The following is a 17027-nucleotide window of genomic DNA, read 5'->3' as shown; positions in this document are numbered from 1 at the left end:
TTCGCTATTTTGTTCGCCGCCGTCCCCACCGGCTCGCCGCCCGTCCCACCCCCTCCGAGGAGCCGGCTGTGGAATCCGAGTCCACCGTCACCACCTGCTACCGCCATCCCAAGGTGGAGTCCCATGTCCGCTGCACCCGCTGCGACCGGTACATCTGCCCGGACTGCATGCGGGAGGCGGCCGTCGGCCACCAGTGCGTGGAGTGCGTGAGGGAGGGCGCGCGGTCGGTACGGCAGGCGCGTACCGCGTTCGGCGGCCGGATCACCTCGGCGCCCACGGTGACGTACGTCCTGATCGGGCTCAATGTGCTCGCGTATCTCGGCGAGTTGGTGCGTCCGTCGATCGTGGACAGATTCCAGATGCTGGGCCGGGGACTGCTCGGACCCGACGGCGGCCACTACGGATGGATCGCCGACCACCCCGCCGACTACCACCTCGAAGGGGTGGTCGGCGGTGAGTGGTACCGCCTGCTCACCGGGGCGTTCCTGCATCTGCCGCCCACCGGCGGGACGTTCGGGATCGCGCACATCGTGATGAACATGGTGGCGCTGTGGAACATCGGCCGGGTGGTCGAGTCCCAGCTCGGCCGGGTCCGCTACCTCGCCCTGTACGTCCTGTCGGCGCTGGGCGGCTCCGTCCTGGTCCTGCTGATCGCCCCCGACCAGGCCGCGGTCGGCGCCTCGGGCGCGATCTTCGGGCTCGGGGCCGCGTACTACGTCATGGCCCGGCGGCTGGGCGCCGACATGAGGTCCGTCAACCAGTACATGGGCGGCCTGCTGCTGTGGCTGGTGATCTCCGCGTTCATCACGTCCTGGCAGGGCCACCTCGGCGGGCTGCTGGCCGGCGGTGTGGTGACCCTCGCCTACGCGTACGCACCCCGCGACCCGCGCCGCAACCTTGTCCAGGCGGGCGCATGCGTCGCCCTGCTGGCGCTGCTTGTGATCCTCACGGCCGCGAAGGTCACAGAACTGGCGGCCTGACCGGGAATCACCCGGGAATCACCCGGCCGTACCCTCTCGCTATGAAACGTGCCGGTTTCCTCCTGTTCGCGGCCCTCCCCGCGGTCGTCACGGGCGTGGTCTACGTCCTCTCGCCCGCCGGCTCCTTGAGCGGGAGCAGGACGCCGACCACCGCCGCGCAGAAGGCCCGCCAGAGCGCCAAGAGCCGGGCCGAGCACGAGAGCGCGGAGGACGCGGAGGTGATCGCCGACCTGCCGGCCGGCCTCGCCGCCCCCGCCAAGAAGGAACTGGCCCAGGAGCTCGTGGCCAGCGCCGAGAACTCGACGCTGAACTGGCGCAGTGCCTACGGCTACATCGAGGACATCGACGACGGCCAGGGCTACACCGCCGGCACCGTCGGCTTCTGCACGGGCACCCACGACCTGCTCGCGCTCGTCGAGCGCTACACCGAGGACCATCCCGACAACGGCCTCGCCGACTACCTGCCCGCCCTGCGCGAGGTCGAGGGCACGGACTCCCACGAGGGCCTGGACCCGGGCTTCACCGCCGCCTGGAAGGCCGAGGCGGAGCTGCCCGCCTTCCGTAAGGCCCAGGACGAGGAGCGCGACCGCGTCTACTTCGACCCGGCCGTCCGCCTCGCCAAGCTCGACGGGCTCGGCACACTCGGCCAGTTCGTCTACTACGACGCCATGGTCCAGCACGGCCCCGGCACCGGCCCGAACAGCTTCTACGGCCTGCGCGAACGCGCCATGGACGAGGCGGACCTTCCCTCACAGGGCGGCTCCGAGAAGAACTACCTGGACGTCTTCCTCGACATCCGCGTCGAGGCCATGCGGAGCGAGCGTCCGGACATCGACACCACCCGCGTCGACACGGCCCAGCGGCAGTTCCTGTACGACGGGAACCTGGCCCTGAAGACGCCGCTGACGTGGAAGGTGTACGGGGAGACGTACAAGGTGCCGTAGCCCACCCTGCCCGGCGGCCGACCGCAGACATGCGACGGCGCCTGCCATCGTCCGGTCGGGGACAGGGCAAGCGCCGTTGCGGTGTTCCGTACGCCTTTGTACGGGACGTATATGAGGGACCGTCAGGCCATCAGGGCACGGTCCGTCGGGCGGATCGGGGCCGGCAGGTCGCTGGCGCCCGTCAGGAAGCGGTCGGTGCCGCGGGCGGCCGAGCGGCCCTCCGCGATCGCCCACACGATGAGCGACTGGCCGCGGCCCGCGTCACCGGCGACGAACACGCCGGGCACGTTGGTCTGGAAGTCGGCGTCGCGGGCGATGTTGCCCCGCTCGTCGAGCTCCAGGCCGAACTGCTCGACCAGGCCGTTCTCCCGGTCGGTGCCCGTGAAGCCCATCGCCAGGGTGACCAGCTGGGCGGGGATCTTGCGCTCCGTGCCCGGCTTCGGGGTCAGCTTGCCCTCGATGAACTCCACCTCGGTCAGGTGCAGCCACTGGACGTTGCCGTCCTCGTCGCCCTCGAAGTGGGTGGTGGAGACGGAGTAGACCCGCTCGCCGCCCTCCTCGTGCGCGGACGTGACCTTGTAGAGCATCGGGAAGGTCGGCCACGGCTGGGTGACGTTGTTCCGCTCGTCGTTCGGGCGGGGCATGATCTCCAGCTGCGTGACGGAGGCCGCGCCCTGGCGGTGGGCGGTGCCCACGCAGTCCGCGCCGGTGTCGCCGCCGCCGATGACCACGACGTGCTTGCCCTCGGCCGAGATCGGGGGGGTGACGTAGTCGCCCTCCTGGACCTTGTTCGACAGGGGCAGGTACTCCATCGCCTGGTGGATGCCCTTGAGCTCGCGGCCGGGGACCGGGAGGTCACGGGCGGTCGTCGCACCGGCGGCGATGACGATCGCGTCGTAGCGCTTCTTCAGGTCGGTCGCCTTGAGGTCGCGGCCGATCTCGATCCCGGTACGGAAGCGGGTGCCCTCCGCGCGCATCTGCTCGATACGGCGGTTGATGTGCCGCTTCTCCATCTTGAACTCGGGGATGCCGTACCGGAGAAGGCCTCCGATGCGGTCCGCGCGCTCGTAGACGGCGACGGTGTGGCCGGCCCGGGTCAGCTGCTGGGCGGCGGCCAGGCCCGCGGGGCCCGAGCCGATGACCGCGACCGTCTTGCCCGAGAGGCGCTCGGGGATCTGCGGGGCGACGTCCCCGGTCTCCCACGCCTTGTCGATGATCGAGACCTCGACGTTCTTGATGGTCACCGGCGGCTGGTTGATGCCCAGCACACACGCCGACTCGCACGGAGCGGGGCACAGCCGGCCCGTGAACTCCGGGAAGTTGTTCGTCGCGTGCAGACGCTCCGACGCGGCCGACCAGTCCTCGCGGTAGGCGTAGTCGTTCCACTCGGGGATGAGGTTCCCGAGCGGACAGCCGTTGTGGCAGAAGGGGATGCCGCAGTCCATGCAGCGGCTGGCCTGCTTGCTGATGATCGGCAGCAGGGAGCCGGGGACGTAGACCTCGTTCCAGTCCTTCAGGCGCTCCTCGACCGGACGGGACTTGGCGACCTCACGGCCGTGGTTCAGGAAGCCCTTCGGGTCAGCCATTGATCGCCGCCTCCATCATCTTCTCGGTGATCTCGGACTCGGAGAGTCCCGCCTGCTCGGCGGCGTCCTTGGCGGCGAGCACTGCCTTGTACGTACTGGGGATGATCTTGCTGAAGCGCTCGACCGCGGTGTCCCACTCGGCCAGGAGCCTCTCGGCGACCGTGGAGCCGGTCTCCTCCTGGTGGCGGCGCACCACGTCGTGCAGCCACTGCTTGTCGGTGTCGTCGAGGGCCTCGACGGCGCTGACGTTGCCGGCGTTGACGTTGTCGACGTTCAGGTCGATCACGTAGGCGATACCGCCGGACATACCGGCCGCGAAGTTGCGGCCCGTCTCGCCGAGGACCACCGCGCGACCGCCGGTCATGTACTCGCAGCCGTGGTCGCCCACGCCCTCGGAGACGACCGTGGCACCGGAGTTGCGGACGCAGAACCGCTCGCCGGTGCGGCCGCGCAGGAACAGCTCGCCGCCGGTCGCACCGTAGGCGATGGTGTTGCCCGCGATCGTCGAGTACTCGGCGAGGTGGTCGGCGCCCCGGTCCGGGCGGACGATCACACGGCCGCCGGAGAGGCCCTTGCCGACGTAGTCGTTGGCGTCGCCCTCCAGGCGCAGCGTGACACCGCGCGGCAGGAAGGCGCCGAAGGACTGGCCCGCGGAGCCGGTGAAGGTGATGTCGATGGTGTCGTCGGGCAGGCCGGCGCCACCGAACTTCTTCGTCACCTCGTGGCCGAGCATGGTGCCGACCGTGCGGTTGATGTTGCGGATCGCGACCTGGGCGCGCACCGGCTGGGCGTCGGTCGCGGAGTCCGCGGCCAGGGCGTCGGCGGCGAGCTTGATCAGCTCGTTGTCGAGCGCCTTCTCCAGGCCGTGGTCCTGCGCGATGACCTGGTGGCGCACCGCGCCCTCGGCCAGCTCCGGCACGTGGAACAGCGGCTCCAGGTTCAGGCCCTGTGCCTTCCAGTGGTCGACGGCACGCGTGACGTCGAGCGCCTCGGCGTGGCCGACGGCCTCCTCGATGGAGCGGAAGCCCAGCTCGGCGAGGATCTCTCGGACCTCTTCGGCGATGTACTGGAAGAAGTTGACGACGTACTCGGCCTTGCCGGAGAACCGGTCCCTGAGGGTCGGGTTCTGGGTGGCGATGCCGACCGGGCAGGTGTCCAGGTGGCAGACGCGCATCATGACGCAGCCTGAGACGACGAGCGGCGCGGTCGCGAAACCGAACTCCTCGGCGCCGAGCAGCGCGGCGATGACGACGTCACGGCCGGTCTTCAGCTGACCGTCGGTCTGGACGACGATACGGTCGCGCAGGCCGTTGAGCAGCAGCGTCTGCTGGGTCTCGGCGAGACCGAGCTCCCAGGGACCGCCCGCGTGCTTCAGGGAGGTCAGCGGGGAGGCACCCGTGCCACCGTCGTGACCGGAGATCAGGACCACGTCCGCGTGCGCCTTGGAGACACCTGCGGCGACCGTGCCGACGCCGACCTCGGAGACCAGCTTGACGTGAATCCGCGCCTGCGGGTTCGCGTTCTTCAGGTCGTGGATCAGCTGGGCCAGGTCCTCGATGGAGTAGATGTCGTGGTGCGGCGGCGGGGAGATCAGGCCCACGCCCGGCGTCGAGTGACGCGTCTTGGCGACCCACGGGTAGACCTTGTGGCCGGGCAGCTGGCCGCCCTCGCCGGGCTTGGCACCCTGGGCCATCTTGATCTGGATGTCGTCCGCGTTGACCAGGTACTCGGAGGTCACGCCGAAGCGGCCGGAGGCCACCTGCTTGATGGCGCTGCGCCGGGCCGGGTCGTAGAGACGGTCCGGGTCCTCGCCGCCCTCACCGGTGTTGGACTTGCCGCCCAGCTGGTTCATGGCGATGGCGAGCGTCTCGTGCGCCTCGCGCGAGATGGAGCCGTACGACATGGCGCCGGTGGAGAAGCGCTTGACGATCTCCGAGACCGGCTCCACCTCGTCGATGGAGATCGACGGGCGGTCGGACTTGAAGCCGAACAGACCGCGGAGCGTCATCAGGCGCTCGGACTGCTCGTTGACGCGCTGGGTGTACTTCTTGAAGACGTCGTAGCGGCCGGTGCGCGTCGAGTGCTGGAGGCGGAAGACCGTCTCCGGGTCGAACAGGTGCGGCTCACCCTCGCGGCGCCACTGGTACTCGCCGCCGATGTCCAGCGCACGGTGCGCGGGCGCGATGCCGCTCGCCGGGTACGCCTTCGCGTGGCGGGCGGCGACCTCCTTGGCGATGACGTCGATGCCGACGCCGCCGATCTTGGTGGCCGTGCCGTTGAAGTACTTCTCCACGAAGGCCTCGTCGAGACCGACGGCCTCGAAGACCTGGGCACCGCGGTAGGAGGCGACCGTCGAGATGCCCATCTTGGACATGACCTTCAGAACACCCTTGCCGAGGGCGTAGATCAGGTTGCGGATGGCCTTCTCGGGCTCTATGTCCGAGAGGAAGGTGCCCGCGCGGACCAGGTCCTCGACGGACTCCATCGCCAGGTACGGGTTGACGGCCGCGGCACCGAAGCCGATGAGCAGCGCGACGTGGTGGACCTCGCGGACGTCGCCGGCCTCGACCAGCAGGCCCACATGGGTGCGCTGCTTGGTGCGGATGAGGTGGTGGTGGACGGCCGCGGTGAGCAGCAGCGACGGGATCGGCGCGTGCTCGGCGTCCGAGTGACGGTCCGACAGGACGATCAGCCGGGCGCCGTTCTCGATGGCCGCGTCGGCCTCGGCGCAGATCTCCTCGATGCGCGCGGCGAGGGCGTCGCCGCCGCCGGAGACCCGGAACAGGCCGGAGAGCGTCGCGGCCTTGAAGCCGGGCATGTCGCCGTCGGCGTTGATGTGGATGAGCTTGGCCAGCTCGTCGTTGTCGATCACCGGGAACGGCAGGACGACGCTGCGACACGAGGCGGCCGTCGGGTCGAGCAGGTTGCCCTGCGGACCCAGCGAGCTGCGCAGCGAGGTCACGAGCTCCTCGCGGATCGCGTCCAGCGGCGGGTTGGTGACCTGCGCGAACAGCTGGGTGAAGTAGTCGAACAGCAGCCGCGGACGCTCGGAGAGAGCGGCGATCGGACTGTCGGTACCCATCGAACCGATCGGCTCGGCACCGGCCTTGGCCATCGGCGCGAGGATGACGCGCAGCTCCTCCTCGGTGTAACCGAAGGTCTGCTGGCGGCGGGTGACCGAGGCGTGGGTGTGGACGATGTGCTCGCGCTCGGGCAGGTCGCCCAGCTCGATCTCACCGGCCTCGATCCACTCGGCGTACGGCTGCTCGGCGGCGAGGGCCGCCTTGATCTCGTCGTCCTCGATGATGCGGTGCTCGACCGTGTCGACGAGGAACATCTTGCCGGGCTGCAGGCGGCCCTTGCGGACGACCTTGGAGGGGTCGATGTCGAGGACGCCGACCTCGGAGCCGAGGACGACCAGGCCGTCGTCGGTGACCCAGTAGCGGCCGGGGCGAAGGCCGTTGCGGTCGAGGACCGCGCCGACCTGGGTGCCGTCGGTGAAGGTGACGCAGGCCGGGCCGTCCCAGGGCTCCATCATCGTGGAGTGGAAGTTGTAGAAGGCGCGGCGGGCCGGGTCCATGGAGTCGTGGTTCTCCCACGCCTCCGGGATCATCATCAGCACGGAGTGCGGCAGCGAACGGCCGCCCAGGTGCAGGAGTTCGAGCACCTCGTCGAAGGACGCGGAGTCGGAGGCGTCCGGCGTGCAGATCGGGAAGACGCGGTCCAGGCCCTTGTCGCCGAAGAGGTCGGAGACCAGCTGCGACTCGCGGGCGACCATCCAGTTGCGGTTGCCCTTGACGGTGTTGATCTCACCGTTGTGCGCGACGAAGCGGTAGGGGTGCGCGAGCGGCCACGACGGGAAGGTGTTCGTGGAGAAGCGCGAGTGGACCAGCGCGATGGCCGACGCGAAGCGGCGGTCGGAGAGGTCCGGGAAGAAGGGCTCCAGCTGGCCGGTGGTCAGCATGCCCTTGTAGACGATGGTGCGCGCGGAGAGCGACGGGAAGTAGACACCGACCTCACGCTCGGCGCGCTTGCGCAGCACAAAGGCCTTGCGGTCGAGGGCGATACCCGTAGCAGGCACAGCGGCGCTGTCGGCGACGAAGATCTGCTGGAAGGCAGGCATCGTCGAACGGGCGGTGGCGCCGAGCAGTTCGGGCGCGACCGGCACCTCGCGCCAGCCGAGGACGGTGAGGCCCTCGTCGGCGGCGATCGTCTCGATCTGCGAGACGGCCTCGGTCGTTCCGTCCTCCGGCAGGAAGGCGATGCCGACGGCGTAGGCACCGGATGCGGGCAGCTCGAATCCGGCCACCTCACGGAAGAAGGCGTCGGGGACCTGGGAGAGGATGCCGGCGCCGTCGCCCGAGTCGGGCTCGGAGCCGGTGGCCCCGCGGTGCTCGAGGTTGCGCAGCACCGTCAGGGCCTGCTCGACCAGGGTGTGGGACGCCTCGCCGGTGAGGGTCGCCACGAAGCCGACGCCGCACGCGTCGCGTTCGTTGCGGGGGTCGTACATACCCTGCGCAGCAGGGCGAGCATCCATGAAGGACCAGTTCTGGCCATTCGCGGAGTGCTGGGACGGCTGGCGCGGCGTACGCATCGGCTCTCCCGTCGTCGTCTCAAGTGGCTGGGGGCGCCTCCCAGGCTCTTGAGGCTCTGGGGGCGCATATTGCCGAGGGACGACGTTGGCCCTCTGCTGGGTGCAAAATTTCGTGCAGGTTACATGATGGAGCGGTTCTCGGGAACCGGGATATTCCGTTCCAACATGCGGACACCGCGCGGCTGCAGTGCGGGTACCGCGCCTGCGGTGGAAGCTATGGGGACCGAATGAGACAGATCGATGTCCATCGGCCCGAAAGACGGGGAGGGCTGCGTCGCCCTTCCCGCGGGTGCGCGGCAGGCCTCATTGCTCACAGCGCTTACGGCTCATGCCCGGTGGTTAAGCATCCGAAACCAGCGAGTAACGGCTAGTTATGCGGCCCAACGCATAACTTGTAGCCGCCCTATCCTACGGCCGTTCCGAACACGATGCCCAGGGCGTACGTCACACCGGCCGCCGCGGCACCCAGTGCGAGCTGCCTGAACCCACTGAACCACCAGCTCCGCGCGGTCACCTTGGCCACCACGGCACCGCAGGCGAACAGCCCGAAGAACGCGAGCAGCAGGGCCGGCCACAGCGCGGTCGCACCCAGCAGATACGGCAGTACGGGCAGCAGGGCGCCCAGCGCGAAGGAACCGAACGAGGACACGGCGGCGACGAGCGGCGAGGGCAGGTCCCCGGGGTCGATGCCGAGCTCCTCACGAGCGTGTATCTCCAGGGCCTGCTCGGGGTCCTTCGACAGCTGCCGGGCCACTTCCCGCGCCAGCTCCGGCTCGACACCCCGGGCCTCGTAGAGCGCCGCGAGTTCGGCCTCCTCGTCCGCCGGGTGCTTCCTCAGCTCGGCCCGCTCCACATCCAGCTCGGCCTCGACGAGCTCACGCTGCGAGGCGACGGAGGTGTACTCACCGGCGGCCATGGAGAACGCGCCGGCGGCGAGCCCCGCGAGCCCGGTCAGCACGATGGTCTGCTGGCTCACGGCCCCGCCCGCGACGCCGGTCATCAGCGCGAGGTTGGAGACCAGCCCGTCCATCGCACCGAAAACCGCGGGCCGCAGCCAGCCGCCGTTCACATCCCGGTGCGTGTGGTTGTCGCGGTGCGCCACGTGCAGCGCGGCCTCGGTCTCGATGATCGCCATTACGGGGTCCCCCAGGGAAGCTAAGCCAAAGCTAACTTTGGACACGTTCTACTCTTCGACAACAGCAAACCTACGCCCCGAATTCCGGCCCCGCCAGCAAGGAAAGGCTCGGCTAACCTGCAGCTTTACCTCTCCGTGCGCTGCGCGCCCTCACCCACAGATGGCGACCGGGTGACATGGCTCTGCCCCAGGGGCAGGTCAACCGCCGACGGTGGGACACATGGGCAAAGGGTTTCGCGCCCTGTGCGAACCCCGCTCCCGGAGAGGCCGCGTATGGCATCGATCGCCTGCACTCCCCCGGTCCCGTCACCCGGGAACGCCACCGGCCTCCGCGAGCGGGCACGCGGAGCGCTGCTGGGCCTGGCCGTCGGCGACGCCCTTGGAGCCCCGGCCGAGAACTTGAAGCCGTCGGACATCCGTGCCCGCTGGGGCCGCATCACGGGTTATGTGACGGACGAGCCTGCCGGCACGGACGACACCGAGTACGCGATCTTCTCCGGCCTGCTGCTGGCCCGGCACGGCTCGGCACTCACCCCCTCCCATGTGGAGGCGGCCTGGCACAAGTGGATCGCGGACCGCGACGAAGGTCCCTTCCGGGGCGCGGGATTCAGCGAACGCGGCACCCTGGAGAACCTCCGCCGCGGCCTCGCCGCCCCCATCTCGGCCCAGCACCGGCATGCCTGGAGCGACGGCCTGGCCATGCGCGCGGCCCCCTTCGGCGTCTTCGCCGCGGGCCGCCCCGCCGAGGCGGCCCGGCTGGTGGCGATCGACGGCTCGGTGAGCCATGACGGCGAGGGCATCTACGGCGGCCAGGCGGTCGCGGCGGGTGTGGCCGCGGCGATGGCGGGCGCACCGACGTTCGCCGTCGCGGCCTCCGCCCTGGCGGTCGTCCCGGACGACTCCTGGACGGCCCGCTCGCTGCGCCGGGCCGTGGCGGTGGCCCACCGCGGCGAACGGGCGGTCCGCTCGGCGGTCGTCATCGGCGGCTACCCCTGGACCGACCTGGCCCCCGAGGCGGTCGCCCTGGCCTTCGGCGCCTACGCGGCGGCGGACGGCGACTTCCGCGACGCGGTGCTCACGGCGGTCAACATGGGCCGGGACGCGGACACGACGGCAGCGGTGGCGGGCGCACTGGCCGGAGCGACCCAGGGGGTCTCGGCCATCCCCCCGGCCTGGGCAACTGCCATCGGCCCGGCCCGGGGCAGCTGTCTGCCGGCCATGGCGGGCCACCACGTACTGGAGGTGGCGGACCTACTCATCCCGGACGAGGGCGCGGCGGCGCCCCCGAGGAGACCCGCACCGGACGTGCTGGGGCGCACGAGCTTCCCGCTCCCGGATCCCACCGCCTTCACCCTGGCCGCGACCGACGAGACGGAGACGCCCGGATGAGCCCACCCGCCCCCTGGAACGAGGGAACGACGGAGCCGACCGACCCCACCCCCCAGGGCCCCCGTGCCTCCGAGACGGAAGCCCACCCAGCCGCCCCCACGGCGAACGACACCAAGCCCCCTCGACAGGGACCACCCGCTCCCACCAACGACGACAGCCCCACACAGGGGCCACCCACACCCGACCCCAAACCACACACATCCGACCGCGCAGCCGCCGACGACGAGAACCCCCCACAGGGATCACCCGCACCCAACCACAAACCACGCACGGCCGACCGCGCAGCCGCCAACGACGAGAACCCCCCACAGAGATCACCCACACCCAACCACAAACCACGCACGGCCGACCGCGCAGCCGCCAACGGCGAGAACTTCCCACAGGGGCCACCCGCACCCGACGACGAAAGTCGCACGGGTGGTGCGGGTGGGAGCCGATCCGCCGATGGCGAAGCCGAGGCGGCCGAGCCCCGGCACCCGCAGGGCACCGCAAGGGCGGGGAAAGCCCCGCACCGCCAGAGCCCCGCCGAGGCGGCCGAGCCCCGGCACCCGCAGGGCACCGCCCGGGCCGGGAGAACCGTCGGGCTGCTGCTCGGCCTCGCTGCGGGCGACGCGGCCGGCTGGCCCGCCGCCCGCCACCGGGCCGCCCGTATGCCCGAGTGGACACGCCGCCTCACCCGCGAACTCGACACCTTCGCCGAACAGAACGCCACCACCACCCTCCCCGTCCCCATCGCCCTGAACCAGCCCCCCGAACCCCTCCGCCTGGGCCCCTCCGACGACGCCGAGTGGGCGGCCTTCGCCGCGGAGGCACTCCTGCGCGCCGGCGACGACACCGCCCTGGCCGACCTCAGCCGACAGCGCCGTACAAGAGCCGCCATCGACCTCACCTGGAACGCCCTCGCAAGCGAAGTGGCCGCCGCCGCGGACCGCGCCCCGGAGGTCGAGTCCGCCGTCCTCCCCCTCCGCGCCCGTATCTCCGTACGCGCCGGCCTCGGCAACCTCGCCACCGGCCTGCGCCCGCCCGCCACCGGCCACGACAACCCCCACTACTTCGACGACGCGGCCTGCGTGCGGGCCTGCGTACTCGCCGTGGCCCACCCCGGCGCCCCCCGACTCGCCGCCGACCTCGCCGAGTTCGACGCCCGCTACACCCAGGACGGCGACGGAGTGCACGGCGCCCGGGCCATGGCGGCGGCACTCGCACTGGCCCTGGTCGGCGCGGACGTCGAGACCTGCGTCGACGCGGCCCTCACCGAACTCCCCGAGACCACGGAGATCGGCCGCAACGCCCGCCACGCCCTCGGGCTGGCCGCCACCGCCGAGTCCGCCTTCACCCTGGTCCCCCTCCTGGAACACCAGATCGTCGACCACGTCTACAGCTACGGCATCGCCGCAGCCGAAACGGTCCCGGTGGCCCTGGCCCTGACCGCCGCGTCGAACGGCCGTATCGCCGAAGCGGTACCGGCCGCGGCCTGCCTCTCCCGAGTCGCCGACTCGGCCCCGGCCCTGGCAGGCGCCCTCACCGGCGCACTGGGCGGCGGCGCGTCGATCCCCGCCACCTGGCGGGAAGCGTGCCGCACCCTCTCCGGCTGCGCACTCCCCCGCCTCACGGGAACCGACCTGGTGGAACTCGCCGAACTCCTGGAAGCCGCACAACCGGCCCCACCAGGAGGATGATTCGGGCCATGAGGCCCAAAAACCCCAGAACCAGCCTCGAGGACCGGATCACCGGGGCCCTCGTGGGCGCGGCGGTCGGCGACGCCCTCGGCGGCCCCGTCGAGGGCTACTCCCCCGACCAGATCCTCGAACGCCACAGCGGCCGCGTCCACGGCGTCGTCGGCCCCTGGAACGGAGAGGCCTGGCGCACGGCCCGGCCCCTCGCGCCGTACCACAAGGGCGACGGGCACGTCACCGACGACACCCTGATGACGCACGCCCTGATCCGGGTCTACGACCGGGTCCGCGACCACCTCGACGCCTACGCGCTCGCGGACCACCTGGTCCCCGACCTGATGACGACCCCCCGCTGGATCCCGGAACTGGAGCAGGAAGCCCTCCCCCTGCACCGCATCTTCCTCGCGGAGAAGTGGCTGGTGGCCCGTCTCCACTACGGCCATGTCGACCCCCGAGAGGCCGGCGTCGGCAACATCGTCAACTGCGGTGCGGCGATGTACATGGCCCCGGTCGGCCTGGTGAACGCGGCCAACCCCACGGCCGCCTACACCGAGGCGATCGACGTCGCGGGCGCCCACCAGTCCTCGTACGGCCGCGAGGCGGCAGGCGTCTTCGCGGCGGCGGTGGCTGCGGCGACCACCCCCGGTGCCACCTCGGACTCGGTCGTCACCACGGCCCTCTCCCTCGCGAAGGACGGCACCCGCACGGCGATCGAGAAGGTCTGCGAAGAGGCGTCCCGCCACACGGACTTCGAATCGGCCCTGATTCCGCTACGGGAAGCAGTCGCCCCCTACGACACGGTCGGCCCTGACTACCGCACCCCGTCCCTCGGGGCCCGCCGCCCCTCCCGCCTGCACTCCATCGAGGAACTCCCCGTAGCCCTGGGCATGCTGCTGGTGTCCCGCGGCGACTACCGGCACGCGGTCCTGGGCGCGGTGAACTACGGCCGCGACTGCGACTCGATCGCGACGATGACCGGCGCGCTCGCCGGGGCTCTGGGTTCCCCGGTCCCGGAGGACTGGTCGAAGCAGGTGGCGGAGGCGAGCCGCCTGGACCTGTGGCAACCGGCGGCGACGCTCACCGCCGTGACCCGCGAGATCTTCGAACGGGACGTCCACCGCCGCAGGGCCCACGAGTCGGCGTTCCTCGACCTCGGAGTCCCAAGATGCTCCGACTGACCTGGGTCCAGCCGGAGGACCTCATCGGCCACGAACTGCGCCAGGCGGCCCTGGACGGCCGAGAGCCGTCGGCGATCGCGGCGAGGTGGAGGGCAGCGGGCGGCACGCAGGCCCCCCTGCGCGCAGGCGCATCACCGAGACCGGCGTCACGTTACCTACGGCTGCTGGCGAAGGACCTGCTGGACGAACTTGCGGACCTGCCAAGCAAGTTGGCGGACACCGAACCAACGGACCTGGCACGGATCAAATCCCTGTGCCCAGCCTGGCCGAACGCCGTCACCCCCCTCAGCCTGCGGGCGGTAGTGCCGCTTGGGGCGGCTCCCGACCCAAGGAGACGCGGCACCTTGCCGGCGCCAGTAAGCGCCGCCCCTACCGCACCACTCACCCAGGCCCGCCTGGAAGCCGCCTGGCTCGGCAGAGCCGTCGGCTGCCTCCTCGGAAAACCCGTGGAAAAACTCCCCCTCGAAGCCATCCGCGCACTGGCACAGTCCACCGGCAACTGGCCCCTGAACACCTACTTCACCGCCCACGGCGTCCCAGAAGAACTCCTCTCGCAACACCCCTGGAACCGCCGCTCGGCGCCAACCTCCCTCGCCGAGAACATCGACGGCATGCCCGAGGACGACGACCTCAACTACCCCCTGCTCAACCTCCTCCTGCTGCAACGCCACGGAAAGCACTTCACCACCACCGACGCAGCCGAGCTCTGGCTCGCAGAACTCCCGGCCGGCCGCACCTTCACCGCCGAACGCATCGCCTACCGCAACCTTCTCCTCGGTCTGGACCCACCCCACACGGCCCGCCACCGCAACCCCTTCCGCGAATGGATCGGCGCCCTCATCCGAGCCGACGTCCACGGCTGGACCAACCCCGGCGACCCGGCCGCCGCAGCGGAACAGGCCCACCGCGACGCCACCCTCACCCACACCGCCAACGGCGTCTACGCGGCGATGTTCACGGCGGCCACCATCGCGCAGGCAGCCACCGCCGCCCATGACATCCACGCCTGCCTCCGCACCGGCCTCACGGTGATCCCGCCCCGCTCCCGTCTGGCCCGAGCCGTCCGCCACGCCATCCGACTCGCCGAGGAACACGCCGACTTCGACACCGTCGTGGACGAGCTCCACGCCACCCACGCCGACACCCACCACTGGGTCCACGCCGTCCCCAACACGGCCCTGATCGCCGCCGCCCTCACCCACGCGAACGGCGACTTCACCGGCTCCATCTGCCGTGCCGTGTCGGGCGGTTGGGACACGGACTCCAACGGCGCCACGGCAGGCAGCATCGCCGCCCTCCTCACCGGTGACCCCCTCGCCCTCCCCGACCGCTGGACCACCCCCCTCAAGAACCGACTGGCCACCTCCATCGGCGACTTCAACGGCATCGGCTTCGACGCCCTGGCCCACCTCACCCTCCGGGAGGCATCCCGCCCATGACCCACATCGTCGTACTGGGCAGCACGAACATGGACCTCGTCACCTACGTCGAGAAGGCCCCGCAGCGCGGAGAGACCGTCACGGGACGGGAGTTCCGTACGATCCCCGGTGGCAAGGGCGCCAACCAGGCGATCGCCGCGGCCCGCGCGGGCGCCACCGTCTCGATGATCGGCGCGGTCGGGAACGACGCCTTCGGCACCCGTCTCCGCTCCACCCTGGAACATTCGGGCGTCGACACCGACCTCCTGCGCACCGTCGAAGGCCCTTCCGGCACCGCCCACATCGTCGTCGACGACAAGGGCGGCAACTCGATCGTCGTGATCCCCGGTGCCAACGGCACCGTCGACCACCTCGTCCCCGGCGACGACGCCCTCATCGCCTCCGCCGACGCCCTGCTCCTCCAACTGGAGATCCCGCTCGCGGCCGTACTGGCGGGCGCGCGGGCCGCCCGCGCCCACGGCATCCGTACGATCCTCACCCCGGCCCCCGCCCAGCCGCTCCCGCCCGAACTGCTCGCCGCCACCGACCTGTTGGTGCCCAACGAGCACGAGGCGACCGTCCTCACCGGCCGCACCGACCCCGCCGCCGCGGCCACGGCCCTGCTGGACCAGGTGCCGGAGGTGGTCGTCACCCTCGGCTCGGAGGGCAGCCTGTACGCGGCCCGCGGCGCCGAACCGCTCGCCGTCCCCGCGCCGCAGGTGACCGCCGTGGACACGACGGGCGCGGGTGACACCTTCGTCGGCGCCCTCGCCGTGGCGCTGACCGAGGGGCGGCCGATGTGGTCCGCGCTGGCCTGGGCGGGGGCGGCCGCGGCGCTCTCCGTCCAGCGGCCCGGAGCGTCGGCGTCGATGCCCTGCCGCCCGGAGATCGAAGCGCAGTTCGCGTCATGAACGAAGCCCCGCTCACCGGCCTGCGTGTCCTCGACCTCGCCACCCTCTTCGCCGGGCCGCTCGCCGCCACGATGCTGGGCGACTTCGGCGCGGAGGTCATCAAGGTGGAGCACCCGGCGAAGCCCGATCCCTCCCGTGGCCACGGCCCGTCGAAGGACGGCGTCGGCCTCTGGTGGAAGCTCCTCGGCCGCAACAAGCACACCATCACCCTCGACCTCTCCAAACCGGGCGGTCGATCCACCCTCCTCCGCCTCGTCGCCGGCGCCGACGTCGTCATCGAGAACTTCCGCCCCGGCACGCTGGAGAAGTGGGACCTGGGCTGGGCGGAGCTGTCCGCCGCCAACCCCCGTCTGATCCTCACCAGGGTCACCGCCTTCGGCCAGTTCGGCCCGTATGCGCACCGCCCCGGCTTCGGCACCCTCGCAGAGGCCATGAGCGGTTTCGCCGCCATCACCGGCGAACCGGACGCACCTCCGACGCTGCCACCCTTCGGCCTCGCCGACTCCATCGCCGGTCTGGCCACCGCCTACGCCGTCATGACCGCGCTGTCCGCCCGTGACCGCACCGGCGAGGGCCAGGTCGTCGACATGGCGATCATCGAGCCGATCCTGACCGTCCTCGGCCCCCAGCCGACCTGGTACGACCAGCTGGGCTACGTGCAGCAGCGCACCGGCAACCGCTCCGCCAACAACGCGCCCCGGAACACCTACCGCACCGCCGACGGCAGCTGGGTCGCCGTCTCGACCTCCGCGCAGTCGGTCGCGGAACGCGTCATGTGCCTGGTCGGCCGCCCGGAGCTGATCGACGAGCCGTGGTTCGCAACGGGCGCCGACCGCGCCCGGCACGCCGACGTCCTGGACGAGGCGGTCGGCAGCTGGATCGCCGGTCGCACCCGTGAGGAGGTCCTCTCGGCCTTCGAGAAGGCCGAGGCCGCGGTCGCGCCCATCCAGGACGTACGGGACGTGATGACCGACCCGCAGTACGCGGCCCTGGACACGATCACCACCCTCGACGACCCCGACCTGGGCCCCCTGCGCATGCAGAACGTCCTCTTCCGCCTCTCCGCCACCCCCGGCACGATCCGCTGGGCGGGCCGCCCCCACGGCGCCGACACGGACACCGTCCTGACCGCCCTCGGCCTGACACCCACCGAGCTGACAACCCTCCGCGAGGAGGGCGCCGTATGAACACCCCCGCTCACCTTGCCCTACGCCCC

At 71.2% G+C, this 17027-nt stretch carries 11 protein-coding genes; 8 read left to right on the top strand and 3 right to left on the bottom strand.

From position 1 onward, the window contains the following. Positions 1-68 precede the first annotated feature (68 nt). Both ACFY1E_RS42285 and ACFY1E_RS42280 read left to right on the top strand, forming a co-directional pair. A complete protein-coding gene (locus tag ACFY1E_RS42285) occupies positions 69-980 on the top strand; it encodes a rhomboid family intramembrane serine protease (RefSeq protein ID WP_389086405.1) in 912 nt (303 codons plus the stop codon). A 41-nt stretch (positions 981-1021) separates the two neighbouring features. Continuing rightward, positions 1022-1924, top strand: coding sequence for a chitosanase (locus ACFY1E_RS42280; RefSeq protein WP_389086403.1), 903 nt, complete (start codon positions 1022-1024; stop codon positions 1922-1924). A 122-nt stretch (positions 1925-2046) separates the two neighbouring features. On the opposite strand, the gene ACFY1E_RS42275 is transcribed toward ACFY1E_RS42280, so the two are convergent. From ACFY1E_RS42275 to ACFY1E_RS42265, 3 genes are all read right to left on the bottom strand, one after another. Beyond that, entirely contained in the window at positions 2047-3510 is a 1464-nt protein-coding gene (locus ACFY1E_RS42275; protein WP_389086400.1) for a glutamate synthase subunit beta, read from the bottom strand. Next, the gene (gene gltB / locus ACFY1E_RS42270) at positions 3503-8104 is read right to left on the bottom strand and encodes a glutamate synthase large subunit (RefSeq protein ID WP_389086398.1); all 4602 of its coding nucleotides are present in this window, start codon (positions 8102-8104) and stop codon (positions 3503-3505) included. The genes ACFY1E_RS42275 and gltB overlap by 8 nt, the downstream gene beginning before the upstream one ends. Before the next feature lie 403 nt (positions 8105-8507). Beyond that, positions 8508-9239: a VIT1/CCC1 transporter family protein gene (locus tag ACFY1E_RS42265; RefSeq protein WP_389086395.1), complete on the bottom strand. Its 732-nt coding sequence runs from the start codon at positions 9237-9239 to the stop codon at positions 8508-8510. 273 nt (positions 9240-9512) lie between these two features. Between ACFY1E_RS42265 and ACFY1E_RS42260 the strand changes: the two genes are divergently transcribed. Genes ACFY1E_RS42260 through ACFY1E_RS42235 form a run of 6 tightly spaced genes read left to right on the top strand, consistent with a single transcriptional unit; the run spans position 9513 to position 16998 of the window. After that, positions 9513-10628 (top strand): ADP-ribosylglycohydrolase family protein, encoded by a 1116-nt coding sequence (locus tag ACFY1E_RS42260; RefSeq protein ID WP_389086393.1) that lies wholly within the window; start codon positions 9513-9515, stop codon positions 10626-10628. Continuing rightward, complete coding sequence (locus ACFY1E_RS42255; protein ID WP_389086391.1) at positions 10625-12307, top strand: ADP-ribosylglycohydrolase family protein; 1683 nt, start codon at positions 10625-10627, stop codon at positions 12305-12307. Before ACFY1E_RS42260 ends, ACFY1E_RS42255 begins: the two co-directional genes overlap by 4 nt. Positions 12308-12315: 8 nt before the next feature. Then, positions 12316-13482: an ADP-ribosylglycohydrolase family protein gene (locus ACFY1E_RS42250; RefSeq protein ID WP_389086388.1), complete on the top strand. Its 1167-nt coding sequence runs from the start codon at positions 12316-12318 to the stop codon at positions 13480-13482. Further along, entirely contained in the window at positions 13470-14921 is a 1452-nt protein-coding gene (locus ACFY1E_RS42245; RefSeq protein ID WP_389086386.1) for an ADP-ribosylglycohydrolase family protein, read from the top strand. Before ACFY1E_RS42250 ends, ACFY1E_RS42245 begins: the two co-directional genes overlap by 13 nt. Beyond that, complete coding sequence (gene rbsK / locus ACFY1E_RS42240) at positions 14918-15811, top strand: ribokinase (RefSeq protein ID WP_389086383.1); 894 nt, start codon at positions 14918-14920, stop codon at positions 15809-15811. Before ACFY1E_RS42245 ends, rbsK begins: the two co-directional genes overlap by 4 nt. Beyond that, complete coding sequence (locus ACFY1E_RS42235; RefSeq protein WP_389086381.1) at positions 15808-16998, top strand: CaiB/BaiF CoA transferase family protein; 1191 nt, start codon at positions 15808-15810, stop codon at positions 16996-16998. Before rbsK ends, ACFY1E_RS42235 begins: the two co-directional genes overlap by 4 nt. The last annotated feature ends 29 nt before the right edge of the window (positions 16999-17027 follow it).

The sequence above is a fragment of the Streptomyces sp. NPDC001604 genome (assembly GCF_042893475.1).
Classification (GTDB): Bacteria; Actinomycetota; Actinomycetes; order Streptomycetales; family Streptomycetaceae; genus Streptomyces.
This window is presented reverse-complemented; position numbering and strand designations above follow the sequence as displayed.

Excerpts from the sequence above, each read along its gene's own strand:
- ACFY1E_RS42280 (WP_389086403.1), top strand. The coding sequence starts at position 1,022 with ATGAAACGTGCCGGTTTCCTCCTGTTCGCGGCCCTCCCCGCGGTCGTC.
- ACFY1E_RS42275 (WP_389086400.1), bottom strand. The coding sequence starts at position 3,510 with ATGGCTGACCCGAAGGGCTTCCTGAACCACGGCCGTGAGGTCGCCAAG.
- gltB (WP_389086398.1), bottom strand. The coding sequence starts at position 8,104 with ATGCGTACGCCGCGCCAGCCGTCCCAGCACTCCGCGAATGGCCAGAAC.
- ACFY1E_RS42265 (WP_389086395.1), bottom strand. The coding sequence starts at position 9,239 with ATGGCGATCATCGAGACCGAGGCCGCGCTGCACGTGGCGCACCGCGAC.
- ACFY1E_RS42260 (WP_389086393.1), top strand. The coding sequence starts at position 9,513 with ATGGCATCGATCGCCTGCACTCCCCCGGTCCCGTCACCCGGGAACGCC.
- ACFY1E_RS42255 (WP_389086391.1), top strand. The coding sequence starts at position 10,625 with ATGAGCCCACCCGCCCCCTGGAACGAGGGAACGACGGAGCCGACCGAC.
- ACFY1E_RS42250 (WP_389086388.1), top strand. The coding sequence starts at position 12,316 with ATGAGGCCCAAAAACCCCAGAACCAGCCTCGAGGACCGGATCACCGGG.
- ACFY1E_RS42245 (WP_389086386.1), top strand. The coding sequence starts at position 13,470 with ATGCTCCGACTGACCTGGGTCCAGCCGGAGGACCTCATCGGCCACGAA.
- rbsK (WP_389086383.1), top strand. The coding sequence starts at position 14,918 with ATGACCCACATCGTCGTACTGGGCAGCACGAACATGGACCTCGTCACC.
- ACFY1E_RS42235 (WP_389086381.1), top strand. The coding sequence starts at position 15,808 with ATGAACGAAGCCCCGCTCACCGGCCTGCGTGTCCTCGACCTCGCCACC.